General features: G+C 61.2%; 31 protein-coding genes. 2 read left to right on the top strand and 29 right to left on the bottom strand.

What is annotated here, in order from left to right; translation table 11 throughout:
* The first annotated feature begins 31 nt into the window (after nucleotides 1–31).
* A complete protein-coding gene (uvrB, locus tag ABGV18_RS05560) occupies nucleotides 32–2,080 on the top strand; it encodes an excinuclease ABC subunit UvrB (RefSeq protein ID WP_396585171.1) in 2,049 nt (682 codons plus the stop codon).
* A gap of 87 nt (nucleotides 2,081–2,167) precedes the next feature.
* Here uvrB and ABGV18_RS05565 read toward each other — a convergent pair whose 3' ends face one another.
* Entirely contained in the window at nucleotides 2,168–2,818 is a 651-nt protein-coding gene (locus tag ABGV18_RS05565; protein ID WP_396585172.1) for a hypothetical protein, read from the bottom strand.
* Between the two features lie 252 nt (nucleotides 2,819–3,070).
* On the opposite strand from ABGV18_RS05565, the gene ABGV18_RS05570 reads away from it, so the two are divergent.
* Nucleotides 3,071–3,460, top strand: coding sequence for a DUF302 domain-containing protein (locus ABGV18_RS05570; protein ID WP_396585173.1), 390 nt, complete (start codon nucleotides 3,071–3,073; stop codon nucleotides 3,458–3,460).
* A 95-nt stretch (nucleotides 3,461–3,555) separates the two neighbouring features.
* On the opposite strand, the gene rplQ is transcribed toward ABGV18_RS05570, so the two are convergent.
* The 28 genes from rplQ to ABGV18_RS05710 all read right to left on the bottom strand — a co-directional run.
* Nucleotides 3,556–3,954, bottom strand: a complete 399-nt coding sequence (gene rplQ, locus ABGV18_RS05575) for a 50S ribosomal protein L17 (RefSeq protein ID WP_396585174.1) — start codon at nucleotides 3,952–3,954, stop codon at nucleotides 3,556–3,558.
* A gap of 24 nt (nucleotides 3,955–3,978) precedes the next feature.
* Nucleotides 3,979–4,974 (bottom strand): DNA-directed RNA polymerase subunit alpha, encoded by a 996-nt coding sequence (locus ABGV18_RS05580; protein WP_396585175.1) that lies wholly within the window; start codon nucleotides 4,972–4,974, stop codon nucleotides 3,979–3,981.
* A 20-nt stretch (nucleotides 4,975–4,994) separates the two neighbouring features.
* Nucleotides 4,995–5,621 (bottom strand): 30S ribosomal protein S4, encoded by a 627-nt coding sequence (gene rpsD / locus ABGV18_RS05585; RefSeq protein ID WP_396585176.1) that lies wholly within the window; start codon nucleotides 5,619–5,621, stop codon nucleotides 4,995–4,997.
* A 28-nt stretch (nucleotides 5,622–5,649) separates the two neighbouring features.
* Nucleotides 5,650–6,039 (bottom strand): 30S ribosomal protein S11, encoded by a 390-nt coding sequence (gene rpsK / locus ABGV18_RS05590; RefSeq protein ID WP_396582637.1) that lies wholly within the window; start codon nucleotides 6,037–6,039, stop codon nucleotides 5,650–5,652.
* A 34-nt stretch (nucleotides 6,040–6,073) separates the two neighbouring features.
* Nucleotides 6,074–6,430 carry a 30S ribosomal protein S13 gene (gene rpsM, locus ABGV18_RS05595; protein ID WP_396582635.1) on the bottom strand — a complete coding sequence of 119 codons (357 nt, stop codon included), beginning with the start codon at nucleotides 6,428–6,430 and terminating at the stop codon, nucleotides 6,074–6,076.
* A gap of 80 nt (nucleotides 6,431–6,510) precedes the next feature.
* Nucleotides 6,511–7,845 (bottom strand): preprotein translocase subunit SecY, encoded by a 1,335-nt coding sequence (secY, locus tag ABGV18_RS05600; RefSeq protein ID WP_396585177.1) that lies wholly within the window; start codon nucleotides 7,843–7,845, stop codon nucleotides 6,511–6,513.
* Nucleotides 7,846–7,848: 3 nt separating this feature from the next.
* Nucleotides 7,849–8,277 (bottom strand): 50S ribosomal protein L15, encoded by a 429-nt coding sequence (gene rplO / locus ABGV18_RS05605; RefSeq protein WP_396585178.1) that lies wholly within the window; start codon nucleotides 8,275–8,277, stop codon nucleotides 7,849–7,851.
* A complete protein-coding gene (gene rpmD, locus ABGV18_RS05610) occupies nucleotides 8,277–8,474 on the bottom strand; it encodes a 50S ribosomal protein L30 (RefSeq protein ID WP_396582632.1) in 198 nt (65 codons plus the stop codon). Before rpmD ends, rplO begins: the two co-directional genes overlap by 1 nt.
* On the bottom strand, nucleotides 8,471–8,986 hold the full coding sequence (gene rpsE, locus ABGV18_RS05615; protein WP_396585179.1) for a 30S ribosomal protein S5: 516 nt from the start codon (nucleotides 8,984–8,986) through the stop codon (nucleotides 8,471–8,473). Before rpsE ends, rpmD begins: the two co-directional genes overlap by 4 nt.
* Before the next feature lie 12 nt (nucleotides 8,987–8,998).
* Nucleotides 8,999–9,352 (bottom strand): 50S ribosomal protein L18, encoded by a 354-nt coding sequence (gene rplR, locus ABGV18_RS05620; protein ID WP_396585180.1) that lies wholly within the window; start codon nucleotides 9,350–9,352, stop codon nucleotides 8,999–9,001.
* 14 nt (nucleotides 9,353–9,366) lie between these two features.
* Entirely contained in the window at nucleotides 9,367–9,894 is a 528-nt protein-coding gene (gene rplF / locus ABGV18_RS05625; RefSeq protein ID WP_396585181.1) for a 50S ribosomal protein L6, read from the bottom strand.
* A 15-nt stretch (nucleotides 9,895–9,909) separates the two neighbouring features.
* Nucleotides 9,910–10,302, bottom strand: a complete 393-nt coding sequence (gene rpsH / locus ABGV18_RS05630) for a 30S ribosomal protein S8 (RefSeq protein WP_396582626.1) — start codon at nucleotides 10,300–10,302, stop codon at nucleotides 9,910–9,912.
* 12 nt (nucleotides 10,303–10,314) lie between these two features.
* The gene (gene rpsN / locus ABGV18_RS05635; protein WP_125199284.1) at nucleotides 10,315–10,620 is read right to left on the bottom strand and encodes a 30S ribosomal protein S14; all 306 of its coding nucleotides are present in this window, start codon (nucleotides 10,618–10,620) and stop codon (nucleotides 10,315–10,317) included.
* A gap of 18 nt (nucleotides 10,621–10,638) precedes the next feature.
* A complete protein-coding gene (gene rplE / locus ABGV18_RS05640) occupies nucleotides 10,639–11,178 on the bottom strand; it encodes a 50S ribosomal protein L5 (protein ID WP_396582624.1) in 540 nt (179 codons plus the stop codon).
* 14 nt (nucleotides 11,179–11,192) lie between these two features.
* Nucleotides 11,193–11,513 (bottom strand): 50S ribosomal protein L24, encoded by a 321-nt coding sequence (gene rplX / locus ABGV18_RS05645; RefSeq protein ID WP_396582623.1) that lies wholly within the window; start codon nucleotides 11,511–11,513, stop codon nucleotides 11,193–11,195.
* A 12-nt stretch (nucleotides 11,514–11,525) separates the two neighbouring features.
* Entirely contained in the window at nucleotides 11,526–11,894 is a 369-nt protein-coding gene (gene rplN / locus ABGV18_RS05650; RefSeq protein WP_058574709.1) for a 50S ribosomal protein L14, read from the bottom strand.
* A gap of 11 nt (nucleotides 11,895–11,905) precedes the next feature.
* Nucleotides 11,906–12,175: a 30S ribosomal protein S17 gene (gene rpsQ / locus ABGV18_RS05655; RefSeq protein WP_396582621.1), complete on the bottom strand. Its 270-nt coding sequence runs from the start codon at nucleotides 12,173–12,175 to the stop codon at nucleotides 11,906–11,908.
* A 1-nt stretch (nucleotide 12,176) separates the two neighbouring features.
* On the bottom strand, nucleotides 12,177–12,368 hold the full coding sequence (gene rpmC, locus ABGV18_RS05660; protein ID WP_396582619.1) for a 50S ribosomal protein L29: 192 nt from the start codon (nucleotides 12,366–12,368) through the stop codon (nucleotides 12,177–12,179).
* The gene (gene rplP / locus ABGV18_RS05665; protein WP_396582617.1) at nucleotides 12,368–12,781 is read right to left on the bottom strand and encodes a 50S ribosomal protein L16; all 414 of its coding nucleotides are present in this window, start codon (nucleotides 12,779–12,781) and stop codon (nucleotides 12,368–12,370) included. Before rplP ends, rpmC begins: the two co-directional genes overlap by 1 nt.
* Before the next feature lie 28 nt (nucleotides 12,782–12,809).
* A complete protein-coding gene (gene rpsC, locus ABGV18_RS05670; protein WP_396582615.1) occupies nucleotides 12,810–13,481 on the bottom strand; it encodes a 30S ribosomal protein S3 in 672 nt (223 codons plus the stop codon).
* A 9-nt stretch (nucleotides 13,482–13,490) separates the two neighbouring features.
* On the bottom strand, nucleotides 13,491–13,823 hold the full coding sequence (gene rplV, locus ABGV18_RS05675; RefSeq protein WP_125199277.1) for a 50S ribosomal protein L22: 333 nt from the start codon (nucleotides 13,821–13,823) through the stop codon (nucleotides 13,491–13,493).
* Between the two features lie 12 nt (nucleotides 13,824–13,835).
* Entirely contained in the window at nucleotides 13,836–14,111 is a 276-nt protein-coding gene (gene rpsS / locus ABGV18_RS05680) for a 30S ribosomal protein S19 (RefSeq protein ID WP_322521213.1), read from the bottom strand.
* A gap of 20 nt (nucleotides 14,112–14,131) precedes the next feature.
* On the bottom strand, nucleotides 14,132–14,959 hold the full coding sequence (rplB, locus tag ABGV18_RS05685; protein WP_396582613.1) for a 50S ribosomal protein L2: 828 nt from the start codon (nucleotides 14,957–14,959) through the stop codon (nucleotides 14,132–14,134).
* A 19-nt stretch (nucleotides 14,960–14,978) separates the two neighbouring features.
* Nucleotides 14,979–15,272 carry a 50S ribosomal protein L23 gene (locus ABGV18_RS05690; RefSeq protein WP_396582611.1) on the bottom strand — a complete coding sequence of 98 codons (294 nt, stop codon included), beginning with the start codon at nucleotides 15,270–15,272 and terminating at the stop codon, nucleotides 14,979–14,981.
* Nucleotides 15,269–15,877 (bottom strand): 50S ribosomal protein L4, encoded by a 609-nt coding sequence (gene rplD / locus ABGV18_RS05695; RefSeq protein ID WP_396582609.1) that lies wholly within the window; start codon nucleotides 15,875–15,877, stop codon nucleotides 15,269–15,271. Before rplD ends, ABGV18_RS05690 begins: the two co-directional genes overlap by 4 nt.
* 11 nt (nucleotides 15,878–15,888) lie before the next feature.
* A complete protein-coding gene (gene rplC, locus ABGV18_RS05700; RefSeq protein ID WP_396582607.1) occupies nucleotides 15,889–16,533 on the bottom strand; it encodes a 50S ribosomal protein L3 in 645 nt (214 codons plus the stop codon).
* 176 nt (nucleotides 16,534–16,709) lie between these two features.
* Entirely contained in the window at nucleotides 16,710–17,021 is a 312-nt protein-coding gene (gene rpsJ, locus ABGV18_RS05705; RefSeq protein WP_396582672.1) for a 30S ribosomal protein S10, read from the bottom strand.
* Between the two features lie 6 nt (nucleotides 17,022–17,027).
* A partial coding sequence (locus ABGV18_RS05710) for an EF-Tu C-terminal domain-related protein (RefSeq protein WP_449728615.1) occupies nucleotides 17,028–17,145 on the bottom strand: 118 nt, incomplete at its 5' end.

Here is a 17,145-nt window from a genome sequence, read left to right on the forward strand (position 1 = left end):
GCCGAGGGTCAACCCTATATACTCCCACCCCATGTCAGAACACCGTTTCCAGATCGCAACAGACTACCAGCCGGCCGGCGACCAGCCGCGCGCCATCGAGACCCTCGTCGGGGGTCTCAACGACGGGCTGATGCACCAGACCCTGCTCGGGGTGACCGGCTCGGGCAAGACCTTCACGATGGCCAACGTCATCCACGACGTGCAGCGCCCGGCACTGGTGCTGGCACCCAACAAGACGCTGGCCGCGCAGCTCTACGGCGAGCTCAAGGGGTTCTTCCCGCACAACGCGGTGGAGTACTTCGTCTCCTACTACGACTACTACCAGCCCGAGGCCTACGTCCCCGCCTCGGACACCTTCATCGAGAAGGACGCCTCGGTGAACGAGCACATCGAGCAGATGCGCCTATCGGCCACCAAGGCCCTGTTCGAACGGCGCGACGTCATCATCGTCGCCACCGTCTCGTCGATCTACGGCCTGGGCGACCCCGAGGCCTACCTCAAGATGATCCTGCACCTGGTGCGCGGCGAGCAGGTCAGCCAGCGCCAGATTGTTCGGCGGCTCGCGGAGATGCAGTACACCCGCAACGACATGGAGTTTCGTCGCGGCACCTACCGGGTACGCGGCGACGTGATCGACATCCACCCGGCCGAGGCCGATGACGAGGGCGTGCGCATCGAGCTGTTCGACGACGAGATCGAGCAGATCACGCTGTTCGACCCGCTCACCGGACAGATGCGCCGCCGGGTCCCGCGCTACACCGTCTACCCCTCCTCGCACTACGTCACGCCGCGTGGGCGCCTGCTCAACGCGATCGAGCAGATCAAGGTCGAACTCGACGAGCGCCTCAAGGATCTCGAATCCCAGAACAAGCTGGTCGAGGCGCAGCGTCTGGCCCAGCGCACCCGCTTCGACATCGAGATGATCCAGGAGCTCGGCTACTGCAACGGCATCGAGAACTACTCGCGCTACCTGTCGGGCCGTCGGACGGGCGAGCCGCCGCCCTGTCTGTACGACTACCTGCCGGCGGATGCGCTGTTGATCATCGACGAGTCGCACGTGACCGTCCCGCAGCTGGGCGGCATGTACAAGGGCGATCGCTCGCGCAAGGAAACGCTGGTGAATTTTGGCTTCCGGCTGCCCTCGGCAATGGACAACCGCCCCTTGAAGTTCGAGGAATTCGAGCGCCTGATGCCGCAGACGGTCTACGTTTCGGCCACGCCCGGAGCCTACGAGGAGGCGCATGCCGATCAGATCGCCGAACAGGTGGTCCGCCCGACCGGGCTGGTCGATCCGCAGATCGAGGTCCGCCCGGTAACCAGCCAGGTCGACGACCTGCTCTCCGAGATCCGGCTGCGCGCCGAGAAGAATCAACGGGTGCTGGTCACCGTGCTGACCAAGCGCATGGCCGAGGATCTGACCGACTACCTGATGGAGCACGACGTGCGGGTGCGCTACCTGCACTCGGACATCGATACCGTCGAGCGTGTCGAGATCATCCAGGACCTGCGCCTGGGCGAATTCGACGTCCTGGTGGGCATCAATCTGCTTCGAGAGGGACTCGACATCCCCGAGGTGTCGTTGGTCGCCATCCTGGACGCCGACAAGCAGGGCTTCTTGCGCTCGGAGCGCTCGCTGATCCAGACCATCGGGCGGGCGGCGCGCAACCTCGAGGGCCGGGCCATCCTGTACGGCGACACCATCACGGACGCCATGCGCAAGGCGATCGACGAAACCGACCGCCGCCGCGAGAAACAGGTGGCGCACAACCAGGCGATGGGCATCACGCCGCGCGGAATCGAGAAGAGCGTCGAGGACATCCTCCAGGCGGGCGACTCCCGTATCCCGGGGGCCCGACCGGGTCGCAAGCGCCGACAGGCCGACAATGTTGCCGAGGGCAGTGGTGATTACGCCACCCTGTCGCCGGACCAGGCCGCCAAGCGCATGAAGACCCTCGAGGCCGACATGCACCGCCATGCCCGCGACCTGGAGTTCGAGGCCGCTGCCCAGTCACGTGACGAATTGCACAAGCTCAAGGAGGCGTTCTTCGGCGCAACCGAGCCGGGTTACAGCGACGACTAACGAAACGATCGACTGAACGCGACGCACGAAAAAGGCCGGCCCCACCAGGGACCGGCCTTACTTACTGCGTGCGAAAGCGCGGAGCGATTAACCGCCCTGGCCACCTTGGCGCATCTTCATCGCTTTCTCGCGCAGTTGCTGCATTTCCTTGGACCGCTCCTCCATCTTGGAGAACAGATCCTTGGCTTGCGGATTGTTCTGCTTCATCACCTGCTCAACATCACCGCGCAATTCCTGCGCCATGCTCTGCACTTCCTCGTCCTGGAAGGCCTGCTGCTGACGCTGCTGGAATTCCTGTTGCTGCTGGCGGAACGCCTTGACCTCTTCCTCAGACGGTTGTTGCCCACCACCCTCGTACTTGGACATGGTGGCTTTCATCTCTTCGAATTGCTTCTCGGCGTCGTAGCCGCCGCTGGACATCTTCTCGGCGATCTTCGCCTGCAGCGCGTCACGCTTCTGACCCAGGTCCGGGTTGTTCTCGTAGGCTTGCTGCTCCATCTCGCTCAGTTGAGCCTGCGTCTGTTGGAGCTCCTGTTGGACCGAGCGCATCTCTTGCATCAGTTGGCGTTGCTCATCGGTCATTTCCGGCATCTGGCCCTGCGCGGGAGCGCCGCCTTGACCACCGTGCGGTGCCGCCTGACCGCCCTGCTGGGCAGCGGCCGCGCCACTGACGGCAAGCGCGGCGGAAACGCCGGCGGCCATCATGGATTTGCGCAACTTCTGGTTCCAAACGGACATGCAATCACTCCTACGTTTAAATGATTCGGCTTTGCACTGGATACGTGCCGGGTGCCGAGCCCCGGTAGAAACATGCGACCACCCGACCGTGGGGAAAGTTCCCGGGTTCACCGATGGGTGGTGACGAAACACCATGCATCGTAGGAGACCCCGTGACGTGGCGCAACCACGTAACCATGCAGCGAACCGGTGGATTCCCGACCGGTTTGCTATGATTAGTCGCGATTAAAAACCAATCGGAGCAACTGAGCCATGATTGAAGAACTACAGAGCCCGCACGATTTCGAAACCACCTGCCAGCGCTTGCGTGACGCCGTGCCGGCCAACGGATTCGGACTGCTGCACACCCATGACATCCACGGCACGCTCAATGCCAAGGGCGTTGACTTCGCCCCGCAATGCCGGGTCTTCGAGGTGTGTAATCCAAAGCGTGCCGCGGAGGTCCTCGCCGTGCGGATGGACCTCGCCAACGCCCTTCCCTGCCGCATCGCCGCCTACGAACGCGACGGGAAGGTCATCGTCTCGATGATCCGCCCAACCGAGATGCTGTCGATGCTAAGCGACGACGCGGCGTTGGCCAAAGTGGCAACCGAGGTGGAACAGACCATGAACCTCATCATCAAGGAAACCGTCAGCACCTGACCCCGTCTGCCAGCCTCAGGCCAACAAAGAAAAAGCCCGCCATGATGGCGGGCTTTCTACATTCCAACAGGCACGTCGCCCGTTAGTGAGGCCACTTACTCGGCCGCGGTTTCCTCAACCACCTTTGCCGGCTCGGTGCTACGCTCGACCAGCTCGACGTAAGCCATCGGTGCCGCATCACCGGCACGGAAACCGCACTTGAGAATGCGCAGGTAACCCCCTTTGCGCTCCTTGAAGCGCGGACCGACGTCGGAGAACAGCTTGCCGACGGTGGTCTTGTTGCCCACCTTCGCAAAGGCCTGACGACGAGCGTGAACGCTGTCTTCCTTGGCCAGGGTGATCAGCGGCTCGGCGACGCGGCGCAGCTCCTTGGCCTTGGGAACCGTGGTCTTGATGACCTCGTGCTCGATCAGCGCGTTGGTGAGCGAACGCATCAGCGCTTTGCGCTGCGAGGCGTTGCGACCCAACTGCCGACCGGATTGACGATGACGCATGTCAAATACTCCAAAAAATTTCGTTCAAATCTTGGATTCGCTCAGATTCTGAAGCTCGGCCGGCGGCCAGTTCTCCAGTTTCTGCCCGAGGGACAGCCCCTGCTTGGCCAGTACGTCCTTGATTTCGGTCAAGGACTTCTTGCCAAGGTTCGGGGTCTTGAGCAATTCCATTTCCGACCGATGGATCAGGTCGCCGATGTAATAGATGTTTTCCGCCTTGAGGCAATTTGCCGAACGAACAGTGAGCTCCAGGTCGTCGACCGGGCGCAGCAGCACCGGGTCGACCGACGGGGCCTGCTCTTCGACCGGCTCGGCCTTTTCCGCCTTGAGATCGACCAGCACCGACAATTGATCAACCAGAATGCCCGCTGCCTGACGAATCGCATCTTCAGCCGAGATCGAACCGTTGGTCTCGATATCGAGAACCAGCGAGTCGAGGTCGGTGCGTTGCTCGACACGTGCCCGCTCGACCGAGTAGGCCACGCGACGCAGCGGCGAGAATGACGCATCGATCAGCAGACGGCCGACGGTGGTTTCCTCTTCGTCACGACGCGCACTGGCCGGCACGTAACCCATGCCACGCTCGACCTTGAAGGTCATGTTCAGTTCGGCGTCGTCGCGCAGCGTGGCGATGACGTGATCCGGATTGACGATCTCGACCGAGTGATCCGCCTTGATGTCGGCGGCGGTCACGGTACCCGGACCGGTCTTTTTGATGCTCAGCACCGCCTCGTCGCGGCCGTGCATGGTGATCGACAACCCCTTGAGGTTCAGCAGGATTTCGAGCACGTCCTCCTGGACGCCCTCGAGTGCGCTGTACTCGTGGAGCGTGCCTTCGATCTCTGCCTCAGTGACGGCCACGCCCGGGATGGAGGAGAGCAGGATACGCCGCAACGCATTGCCCAGCGTGTAGCCAAACCCACGCTCCAACGGCTCCAGCACGACGCGCGCATGGGTGTCGTCGATCGTTTCCACGTCGACCAGGCGCGGCTTGAGAAGCTCTGTAGAACCCAGTTGCATTACGTACCCCCGAAAACCGTTTACTTCGAATACAGCTCGACTACGAGCGATTCGTTGATGTCCGCCGGCAATTCGTCCCGAGTCGGAACGGCCTTGAACACGCCTTCCATCTTGCTGGAATCGACCGCAACCCACGGCACGACTTCGCGTTGGGCGGCCAGTTCGAGGGAATCCTTGACGCGTTGCTGCTTCTTTGCCTTCTCGCGAACCGAGACCACATCTTCCATGGCCACCTGGTACGACGGGATGTTCACCACCTGGCCGTTGACCAGCAGGCCGCGATGGGAAACCAGTTGCCGTGCTTCGGCGCGAGTCGCACCGAAGCCCATGCGATAGGCGACGTTGTCCAGACGGCACTCGAGAATCTGCAACAGGTTCTCGCCGGTGGAGCCTTTCATTTGCGCGGCGCGCTTGTAGTAATTACGGAACTGCCGCTCGAGCACACCGTAGATACGACGCAGCTTCTGCTTTTCACGCAGCTGCAAGCCGTAGTCAGACACCTTCTGGCGACGGCCGCCGGAGCCGTGCTGGCCAGGGGCGCGATCGTGATGGCACTTGTCTTCCAGTGCGCGGACGCCGGACTTGAGGAACAAATCCGTGCCCTCGCGCCGGGCAAGCTTACAAGTTGGACCGAGATAACGAGCCATAAGTCAAATTCTCCTTACAAGCGCACCGTCAAACGCGACGCTTTTTGGGCGGACGGCAACCGTTGTGCGGGATGGGGGTGACGTCAGTGATCACGCCGACCTTGAAGCCCACGGCGTTGAGCGCGCGGATGGTCGACTCGCGACCCGGGCCGGGACCCTTGACTTCAACGTCGACGGTCTTCACCCCATATACCTTGGCTGCCTCGCCGGCACGTTCGGCCGCAACCTGTGCAGCAAACGGGGTCGACTTGCGAGAACCTCGGAAACCCGAGCCCCCGGAAGTCGCCCAGCTGAGGGTGTTGCCCTGACGATCCGTGATCGTCACGATCGTGTTGTTGAACGACGCATGGATATGCGCGACCGCGTCGGTGACGACGCGTTTTACCTTTTTACGGGCACCTTGACTTGCTTTAGCCATTAAGATCCTACTCTCGAAAGAATATTAAGCCTGATTAGCGCTTGACCAGGCGCCGCGGACCCTTGCGAGTCCGTGCGTTAGTGCGTGTGCGCTGCCCACGCAACGGCAGACCACGACGATGACGCAGGCCACGGTAACAACCAAGGTCCATCAGACGCTTGATGTTCATGGAGACGTCGCGACGCAGGTCGCCTTCGACTACATACTTGCCGACTTCCGCACGCAGGGCCTCAACCTCTGCCTCGGACAGGTCGCGCACCTTGCGATCCTCGGCCACACCGGTGGCTTCGCAGATCTGCTTGGCGCGGGTCTGGCCAACCCCATAAATGGAAGTCAGGCCAATGACCACATGTTTCTGAACGGGAATGTTGATCCCAGCAATACGTGCCATCGATATATCACCCCAAAAAAGAGCGCGAAAGCTTAACGCAACGCGCCGTCAATAGCAAACGGAAACGACGGGCCGACTGATTACAGCCCGTTCTTGAAATGTGCCTTGCGGACCAGGCTGTCGTACTGATGCGAAACCAGGTGAGACTGCACTTGGGACATGAAGTCCATCAGCACGATCACGATGATCAGCAGCGACGTACCACCAAAGTAGAACGGCACGTTCCAGTACAGGATCAAAAACTCCGGCAGCAGGCAGACCGCGGTGATGTACATCGCCCCCCAGAACGTCAGACGCGTAAGCACCTTGTCGACGTAGCGCGCCGTCTGCTCGCCCGGACGGATGCCCGGTACGAACGCGCCGGAACGCTTGAGGTTGTCCGCAGTTTCGCGGGCATTGAACACCAGCGCGGTGTAGAAGAAGCAGAAGAAGATGATCGCCGCCGCATAGAACAGCACGTAGAGCGGCTGACCCGGCGACAAGGTGTTGGACAGATCCGCGAGCCAACCCATGCCTTCCTGCTGACCGAACCAGTTACCGATCGTCGCCGGGAACAGGATGATGCTCGAGGCGAAGATCGGCGGGATGACACCGGCCATGTTCAACTTCAACGGCAGGTGGGACGACTGCTGCCCCGCCATGCCCCGACCCTGCTGTCGCCGCGCATAGTTCACGGTGATCCGGCGCTGACCGCGCTCGACGAACACGACAAACGCCGTGACCGCGAGGATCAGCACGCCCAGCATCAGCATCGTGAACACGTGCAACTCACCGGTACGAACCAACTCAGCCGTACCACCGATCGCCGTAGGCAACCCGGCCACGATACCGGCGAAGATGATCAGCGAGATGCCGTTACCCACACCGCGTTCCGTGATCTGCTCACCCAGCCAGACCAGCAACATGGTGCCACTGACCAAGGTCAGCGTCGCGACAAACACGAAGCCGATCCCCGGCGCGAACACCAGCGGTGAACCACCGACAGACTGGCCCTGAAGTGCGATGGAAACACCCAGCGCCTGCACCAAACCCAAGCCCAGCGTCCCATAGCGGGTGTACTGGGTGATCTTGCGACGGCCGGCCTCACCTTCCTTCTTCAGCTTCTCCAGCGATGGGACCACCGCCGTGAGCAGCTGCGTGATGATCGCGGCAGAGATGTAGGGCATGACGCCCAGGGCAAACAGGGACATCCGCGACAGCGCACCCCCCGAGAACATGTTGACCATGCCCAGGATGCCGCCCGAATTCTGATCGAACAGCGCCTTCATGACGTCCACGTCGATGCCCGGCAGCGGGATGAACGTCCCGATCCGGTACACCACGAGCACCATGATGACGAAGAAAATACGTTGCCGGAGCTCGGTCAATCGACCGGCCCCGGCAAGTGCGCCTATCCCTGAGTTTGCCTGTGCCACTCTTTACTCCGCTGAACCACCGGCGGCTTCGATTGCCTGGCGCGCACCTTTGCTGATCGCCAGACCCTTGACCTGCAGCTTCTTCTCCACATCACCCTGAAGGATGATCTTGACGCTCTTGACGTCGTTGCGGATCAGGTTGGCGGCCTTGAGCGACGCGAGCGTGACCTCGCCTTCCAGACGGTTGAGTTCCGCAGTGCGGATCTCCGCCCGGGAGAGCGACTTGGCCGCCCGGAAGCCCATCTTCGGCAGACGACGCTGCAAGGGCATCTGACCACCCTCGAAGCCGGTCTTGTGATAACCGCCGGAGCGTGATTTCTGGCCCTTGTGACCGCGACCGGCGGTCTTGCCCAGTCCGGAGCCGATGCCGCGGCCGACGCGTTTGGCGTCCTTGCGGCTACCCTCGGCAGGGGAAAGTTTGTTCAAACGCATTACTTCGCTTCCTGTACGTCGAGCATGTAGTGGACGCGATTGATCATGCCCCGGTTTTCCGGGGTGTCGGCCACTTCCACCTCATGGTGCATACGGCGGATGCCCAGCCCACGCACGCAGGCCTTGTGCGATTCGAGTCGATTGTTCATCGAACGAACCAGGCGCACCCGGATCTTGCCACTAGTCTTCTGGCTCATGCCTCATCCCCCAGGATTTCCTCGACGCGCTTGCCACGCTTGGCGGCAACCGCTTCCGGCGATTGGATCTGGGAGAGGCCATCGAGCGTCGCCCGGATCACGTTCATGTGATTGCGGGTCCCGATGCATTTGGCCAGCACGTTACGGACGCCCGCTGCCTCGAAGACGGCGCGCATTGCACCGCCGGCGATGACACCAGTACCTTCCGATGCCGGCTTCATGAACACCCGACCAGCGCCGTGACGGCCCTTGGTCTGGTAGTGCAGGGTCCCGTCACGAAGCGGCACGTCGATCATGCTGTTGCGTGCACGGTCCATGGCCTTCTGGATCGCGGCCGGCACTTCTTTGGCCTTGCCGTAGCCATAGCCCACACGACCTTCACCATCACCCACCACGGTCAGCGCCGTGAACGAGAACTGACGGCCACCTTTGACCACCTTGGACACGCGGTTGATCGTGACCAGCTTCTCGATCAGGCCTTCGTTCGAGACGTCTTTTGCGTTACGGCTCATTGCTTCACCTCTTTAGAACTTCAGGCCGGCTTCGCGTGCCGCGTCGGCAAGTGCCTTGACACGCCCGTGGTAAATGAAACCCGAGCGATCAAACGCCACGGACTCGATGCCCTTCTCCAGGGCGACCTTGGCAATGGCTTCGCCCACCTTCTTGGCGGCGGCTACGTTGCCACCGAATTCGCCGTCGGCCAGCACACCCTTGCCTACTGTAGAGGCAGAGGCGATCACCTGACCTTCCGGTGCGAAGACCTGAGCATAGGTATGGTTGCTGCTCCGGTGCACGCTCAGGCGATGCACGCCGAGCTGCTTGATCTTGACCCGGGTGCGACGTGCGCGGCGCAACCGCTGTTTGGTACTTTCGTTCATCGCATCACCCTCGATTATTTCTTCTTGGCTTCCTTACGCAGGATGCGCTCACCAGCGTACTTAACGCCCTTGCCCTTATAAGGCTCCGGCGGACGCAGGGAGCGTACGTTGGAAGCCACCTGGCCGACCTTCTGCTTATCCGCGCCGCGGATGACGATTTCTGTCGCCGACGGGGTTTCCGCGGTGACGCCATCCGGCAGCGGGAAGTCGATCGGATGCGAGAAACCCAGCTGCAGGTTCAGGGTTCGACCCTGCACCTGTGCGCGGTAACCGACGCCGACCAGTTGGAGCTTGATTTCGAACCCGTTGGCGACACCGTCAACGCTACCCTGTGCCAGGGAGCGCATGGTGCCGGCCATCGGAATGTTGTCATCGCTGTTCGGTACGAACCGGATCAGGTTGTCCTCGAAGGTCACGCCTACCGTCGGGTGTACGTTCAGGGTCAGCTCGCCGTTCTTGCCCTTGAAGGACAGAACCTGTTCTTCAAGCTTGACCTCGACACCCTTGGGGACCGCGACCGGCTTTCGTGCTACTCGACTCATAAATCCCCCAACCGGTTACGAAACAAAGCAGACGACTTCGCCGCCAATATTGCGACGACGTGCTTCACGGTCCGGCATCACACCCTCAGAGGTGGATACCACGGCAACACCCAGGCCGCCGATGACCTGCGGCAGGTCCTCGGCGCCGAAGAACTTGCGCGACCCCGGACGGGAAACACGGTTCAGCTTTTCGATCACCGGCTTGCCTTCGTAATAGCGCAGGGTGACGACCAGCGTCGGCTTGCTGTCGCCCTCGACGCGGATGTCGGCGACATAGCCTTCGTCCTTCAACGTCTCGGCAACTGCCTTCTTGAACTTGGAGGCCGGCATGCGAACCTCCGGCTTGCGCGCGGCCTGGCCGTTGCGGATGCGCGTCAGCATGTCCGCGATCGGATCATTCATACTCATAACGCGTTCTCCTTACCAGCTCGACTTGCGCAGGCCCGGGATTTCCCCGGACATCGCTAGTTGACGCAGCTTGTTGCGCCCCATACCAAATTTCCGATAGACGCCCTTCGGACGACCGGTGAGCGCACAGCGGCGCACTTGGCGGGTGTAGGAAGAATCACGCGGCAGCTTGGCCAGCGCGGCGGAGGCCGCCATCTTTTCGTCGAACTCCACTTCGGGATCCGCGACGATCGCGCGCAGTTTGGCGCGCTTGTCGGCATACTGGCGAGCAAGCTTTTGGCGCTTGACCTCGCGAGCAATCATGCTTTTCTTAGCCATAGTCTCGTTTCGTCTCTGTTAACGACGGAAGGGGAAACGGAAGCTTTCGAGCAGTGCTCGGGCCTGGTCGTTGTCCTTCGCGGTCGTTGTGATCGTGATATCCATACCCCGGACCTGATCGACCTTGTCGAATTCAATCTCCGGGAAGATGATCTGTTCGCGCACCCCGAGGCTGTAGTTGCCACGTCCGTCGAACGACTTCGGGCTAAGCCCGCGGAAGTCACGGATACGCGGGGACGCCACATGGATCAACCGATCGAGGAATTCGTACATCGTACTTCCCCTGAGGGTGACCTTGACACCCAGCGGCATGCCTTCGCGAAGCTTGAAGCCCGCGATCGACTTGCGCGCATACGTCACCACCGGCTGTTGACCGGTGATCAGGCCTAGTTCTTCCACTGCGTTATCGATTACCTTCTTGTCACGAGCGGAATCACCCAGGCCCATGTTCAACGTAATCTTGGTCAGCTTCGGAACGGCCATTACGTTGTCGAGTTCAAGCTTCTTGGCGAGCTCGCCCCGCAACGTCTTGGAGTAGTATTCCTGAAGTCGAGCCATTTCTCTGTTTCCTGTTAAGCGTCAACGACTTCGCCGTTGGATTTGAAATAACGAACCTTTTTACCGTCTTCAAGCGTCTTGAAGCCGACCCGGTCGCCTTTTTCGGAGGCCGGATTAAACAGCATCACGTTGGAGATATCAATGGGCTTCTCCATTTCGATGATGCCGCCGGTCCGTCCGATCATCGGATTGGGCTTCTGGTGCTTCTTCACCATGTTGACCCCTTCGACGACCACCCGGGCCCCTTCTTCAACGACGCGCAGCACGGTGCCACGACGACCATTGTCTTTACCGGTGACGACGACCACGTCGTCCCCTTGGCGAATCTTGCGCATCTCGACCCCCTCTTAAATCACTTCTGGCGCGAGCGAGACGATCTTCATGAACTTCTCGCCACGCAGCTCGCGGGTGACCGGGCCAAAGATCCGGGTACCGATCGGCTGCAGCTGAGCGTTCAAGAGAACCGCCGCATTGCCGTCGAAACGGATCAGTGAACCGTCTGGACGGCGCACGCCCTTGGCCGTGCGAACAACCACCGCGTTGTAGACCTCGCCCTTCTTGACGCGGCCACGCGGGATCGCGTCCTTCACGGACACCTTGATTACGTCGCCGATTTCGGCATAACGACGATGCGAGCCGCCCAGCACCTTGATGCACTGGACCTTGCGCGCGCCGCTGTTATCTGCCGAATTCAGCACGGTTTGCATCTGAATCATGACGAAACTCCTTACTCAGCCGAGCGTTCGACTACGCGGACCAGGGTCCAGGTCTTGTTTTTGGAGATCGGCCGCGTCTCACGAATCTCGACGCGGTCGCCCTGGCGACAGGTGTTCTCTTCGTCATGCACCCGCAGTTTGCTGGTGCGCGTCATGTACTTGCCGTACAGCGGATGCTGCACGCGACGCTCGACCGCGACGGTGATGGACTTGTCGCCCTTGTCGCTGACTACCACTCCCTCACGGGTGCGGACATTCTTTTCTTCGGATACCGTCGTCATCTCAGGCACGCTCCTTTTCCGCAATCACGGTCTTGATACGAGCAACATTGCGACGCGCTTCCAGCGCCAGGTGGCTCTTCGCCTCCTGGCCCGTGGCATGCTGCATGCGCAGGTTGAATTGCTCGCGCTTGACGGCCAACAGCTCTTCGCGCAGCTCGTCGACGGATTTCTCACGCAATTCTGTTGCCTTCATCACATCACCAACCGTGTTACGAACGTGGTCTTCACGGGCAGCTTGGCCGAAGCGCGTTCGAAAGCCTCGCGCGCCACGTCCTCGCTGACCCCCTCGATTTCGAACAGCATCTTGCCGGGCTGCACCTTGGCAACCCAGTGCTCGACGCTGCCCTTGCCCTTCCCCATTCGGACTTCCAAGGGCTTCTGGGTAATCGGGGTGTCCGGAAAGATCCGAATCCAGATCTTACCGCCCCGCTTCACGTGACGAGAGATGGCACGACGGCCAGCCTCGATCTGACGGGAAGTAATGTTTCCGCGCTCAAGGGTCTTCAGCCCGAATTCACCAAAGCTCACCTTGTTGCCGTTATTGGCAACGCCGCGATTCTTGCCCTTGAACTGCTTGCGGAATTTTGTACGTTTTGGCAGCAGCATTTTTCAAAGCTCCACTTCAATTCGTTGATCAGGCGGCCGACTTGCCGTCGTCGCTGCCCGGCACACCGAACACCTCGCCTTTGAAAATCCAGACCTTGACACCGATGATGCCGTAAGTGGTCCGGGCCTCTGCCATGCCGTAATCGATGTCCGCACGAAGCGTGTGAAGCGGTACGCGGCCTTCGCGGTACCACTCGGTACGTGCGATCTCTGCACCACCCAGGCGCCCCGCCACGTTGACCTTCACGCCACCGGCGCCAAGACGCATGGTGGTCTGCACGGCGCGCTTCATGGCGCGACGGAACATGACGCGCCGCTCGAGCTGCTGAGCGATGGACTCGGCAACGAGTTGCGCGTCCAGCTCGGGCTTGCGAATCTCCTCGACGGAAACCTTCACCGCGTTGCGCTCAAGGCCCAGCATCGGTGCGATCTCGGTGCGCAGGCGCTCGATGTCCTCACCCTTGCGACCGATAACAATGCCTGGACGCGCGGTGTGAATCGTGACGGACGCCGAACGGGCCGGACGCTCGATCTGAACACGCGAAACCGAAGCATCCTTCAGACGCTTCCGAATGTATCGACGCGTACGGACGTCCTGCTCGAGGTAGTCGGCGAAATTCTTGTTGTCGGCATACCAGCGAGAGCTCCAGTCGGAGGAGATCCCAAGCCGGAAGCCTACCGGATGTACTTTGTGACCCATGACTGCTCCTTAGCGCTCGCTGACGACGACTTTGATGTGGCTGGTCCGCTTGAGGATCCGCACACCACGGCCCTTGGCCGCCGCACGGAATCGCTTCAGGGTCGGGCCTTCGTCAACCATGATCTCGGAGATGCAAAGACGATCGACGTCCGCACCCTCGTTGTTCTCGGCATTCGCGATCGCCGATTCGACGACCTTGCGAATGATCGCGGCACCCTTCTTGGTCGAGAACTGGAGCGACTCCAGGGCGTTGGCGACGTTGACGCCACGCACCTGATCCGCCACCAGACGAGCCTTTTGCGGGGAGATCCGGGCAAACCGGTGTAGTGCTACTGCTTGCATCACGGAGCCTCCTTAACGCTTGGCTTTCTTGTCGGCGGCATGCCCCCGGTAAGTGCGCGTCGGTGCGTACTCGCCGAGTTTCTGGCCAACCATGTTCTCGTTGATCAGCACCGGAATGTGCTGACGACCGTTGTGCACCGCGATGGTCAACCCGATCATGTCGGGAAGGATCATCGAGCGGCGCGACCAGGTCTTTATGGGACGACGGCTGTTAGCGGCCGCGGCCTCTTCCACTTTTTTCATCAGGTGGTGGTCCACGAAGGGACCTTTCTTGAGTGAACGTGGCACCTTAAAGCCCTCTTATTGCTCTATTTTTTGTTACGACGACGAATGATGTACTTATCAGTACGCTTGTTCGTGCGCGTTTTGTAACCCTTGGTCGGTACGCCCCAGGGCGTAACCGGATGACGACCGCCGGAGGTCCGACCTTCACCACCGCCGTGCGGGTGATCGACCGGGTTCATCACGACACCGCGGACGGTCGGACGGACACCGCGCCAACGCTTGGCGCCGGCCTTGCCGAGCTGGCGCAGGCTGTGCTCCTGGTTGGACACTTCGCCCACCGTGGCACGGCACTCGGAACGCACCTTGCGCATCTCGCCGGACCGCAGGCGGATGGTGGCGTAGGAACCGTCCCGAGCCACCAACTGGACGGCGCCACCGGCACTGCGTGCCAGCTGCGCGCCCTTGCCCGGCTTGAGCTCGATCGCATGGATGGTGGTACCAAGCGGGATCGAGTACAGCGGCAAGGCATTGCCCGGACGAATCGGGGCATCCACGCCGGAAACGATCGCCTGACCCACCTCGACGCCGCGCGGCGCGATGATGTAGCGACGCTCACCATCGGCATACTTCAGCAGCGCGATGTGTGCCGAGCGGTTCGGATCGTGCTCAATACGCTCAACCTGGGCGGGAATCCCGTCCTTGATACGCTTGAAGTCGATCTTGCGGTAGTGCTGCTTGTGACCACCCCCGATGTGACGAGTGGTGATGCGGCCGGCGTTGTTACGCCCGCCCGAGCCGTGCTTCTTCTCGAGCAGCGGCGCGTAGCCCTTGCCCTTGTAGAGCTTGGAACGATCTACCTCGACGACGCCACGGCGACCCGGAGAAGTCGGTTTTGCAACTTTCAAAGCCATGAGTTGAATCCCCTACTGTTTAGCCGGCCGCGCCGAAATCGATGGTCTGACCTTCGGCGAGCGTCACGTAGGCCTTCTTGGTGTCGGCACGCCGACCCGGCATGCCGCGAAAACGGCGGGTCTTGCCCCGCTGATTGACCACCTGAACGGCCTGAACGCTGACCTCGAAGACCTGCTCCACGGCCGCCTTGATCTGCGGCTTGGAGGCCGAAGTCGCCACCTGGAACACGTACTGGTTGAACTCGCCGGCGCGGGCGGTCTTCTCGGTGACCACCGGGGCGCGCAGCACGTCGTAAAGCAATTCAGTATTCATGACAGCCACTCCTCAACCATCTTCAGCGCGCCCTGGGTGATGATGACGTGATCGGCACCCACCAGGCTGACCGGGTCCAGCGTGTTCGCAGTGAGGTAACCCAACTCGATCACGTTGCGCGAACCCAGCAGCAATGCCTCGTCCATCGCCTCGGTGACGATCAGGCGCTTGCCCTTCTCGAGCCCGAGATCGTTGAGTGCCTTGATGACCTGCTTGGTCTTGGGCGCCTCGACGGTGAGCGACTCGACCACCACCAGCCGATCCTGACGCAGCAACTCGGAGAGAATCGAACGCATTGCGGCGCGATACGCCTTGCGGTTCATCTTCTGCGAGAAATCGCGCGGACGGGCCGCGAAGGTTGCCCCACCGGTACGCCAGATCGGCCCCCGTGTGGTACCGGCACGGGCGCGGCCCGTGCCCTTCTGCCGCCACGGCTTGGTGTTGCCACCGGAGACTTCGGCGCGACTCAGCTGACGTTTCGTGCCAGCGCGACCGCCGGCCAGAAAGGCGACCACCGCCTGGTGGACCAGCGCCTCGTTGTATTCCCGGCCGAAGACCTGCTCGGAGACATTCAGCGCGGAACCGTTCTTGACTTGGATATCCATAACTGACGACCTCACGCTTTGATCTTGACCGACGGACGAACGAGCACGTCGCCACCGGTGGCGCCCGGAACGGCACCCTTGACGAGCAGCAGACCGTTCTCGACATCAACGCGAACCACCTTGAGGTTCATCGCGGAGAAGCGCTCGTCGCCCATGTGCCCGGCCATTTTCTTGCCCTTGAACACGCGACCCGGGGTCTGGTTCTGACCGATGGAACCCGGAACACGGTGGGACAGGGAGTTGCCGTGAGTGGCGTCCTGCATATGGAAGTTGTGACGCTTCACCGTACCGGCGAAGCCCTTACCCTTACTGGTGCCAGTGACATCGACCGACGGCACCTCGTTGAAGATCTCGACCGTGATCTCATTGCCTGCCTCGTAATTGGCAAGCAGGTCGGCATCAACACGAAACTCACGCACGGCCCGCCCAGCGGCGACCGACGCCTTGGCGAAGTGACCCGCCATCGGCTTGGTCACTCGGCCCGGACGACGCTCGCCCACAGTTACCTGCAGGGCGGTGTACCCGTCGACATCATCAGTTTTCTTCTGAGTCACACGGTTCGGCTCGACCTCGATGACGGTCACCGGCGTGGAAGCGCCGGACTCGTCAAACACTCGGGTCATGCCGACCTTGCGACCGACAACACCTAAAGCCATTGTTATTTCCTCTTATGCACTTCGACGCCGATTTCGATTGACCGGATCGCCGGAAAAAACCAGCCCGACGCGGTTTTAAGCACGCATCGGGCTGAACAAGAGCGCGGCACTATAACAGAAAACGCGCCGGGCCAAAAGGCTTTTGGCCGGCGCGTTTCGGTTGCCTTGCAGGCGGATCAGTTCAGACGAATCTGAACATCCACACCTGCGGCCAGGTCAAGCTGCATCAACAGGTCGACCGTCTTGTCGGTCGGGTCGACGATGTCGAGTACGCGCTTATGGGTACGGATCTCATACTGGTCGCGCGCATCTTTGTTGACGTGCGGCGAGGTGAGTACCGTGTACTTCTCTTTGCGGGTCGGCAGCGGGATCGGCCCCTTGATCCGCGCGCCACTGCGGCGCGCGGTCTCGACGATCTCCGCGGTCGAACGGTCGATCAGACGGTGATCGAAGCTCTTCAGCCGGATGCGAATCGTTTGTCCTGACATACTTAATTACTCGATGATCTTGGAAACGACGCCGGCGCCGACGGTACGACCGCCTTCGCGGACAGCAAAACGCAGACCTTCTTCCATCGCGATCGGCGCGATCAGCGTGACGGTCATCGCCACA

Source organism: Guyparkeria halopsychrophila (genome assembly GCF_044582135.1).
Classification (GTDB): Bacteria; Pseudomonadota; Gammaproteobacteria; order Halothiobacillales; family Halothiobacillaceae; genus Guyparkeria.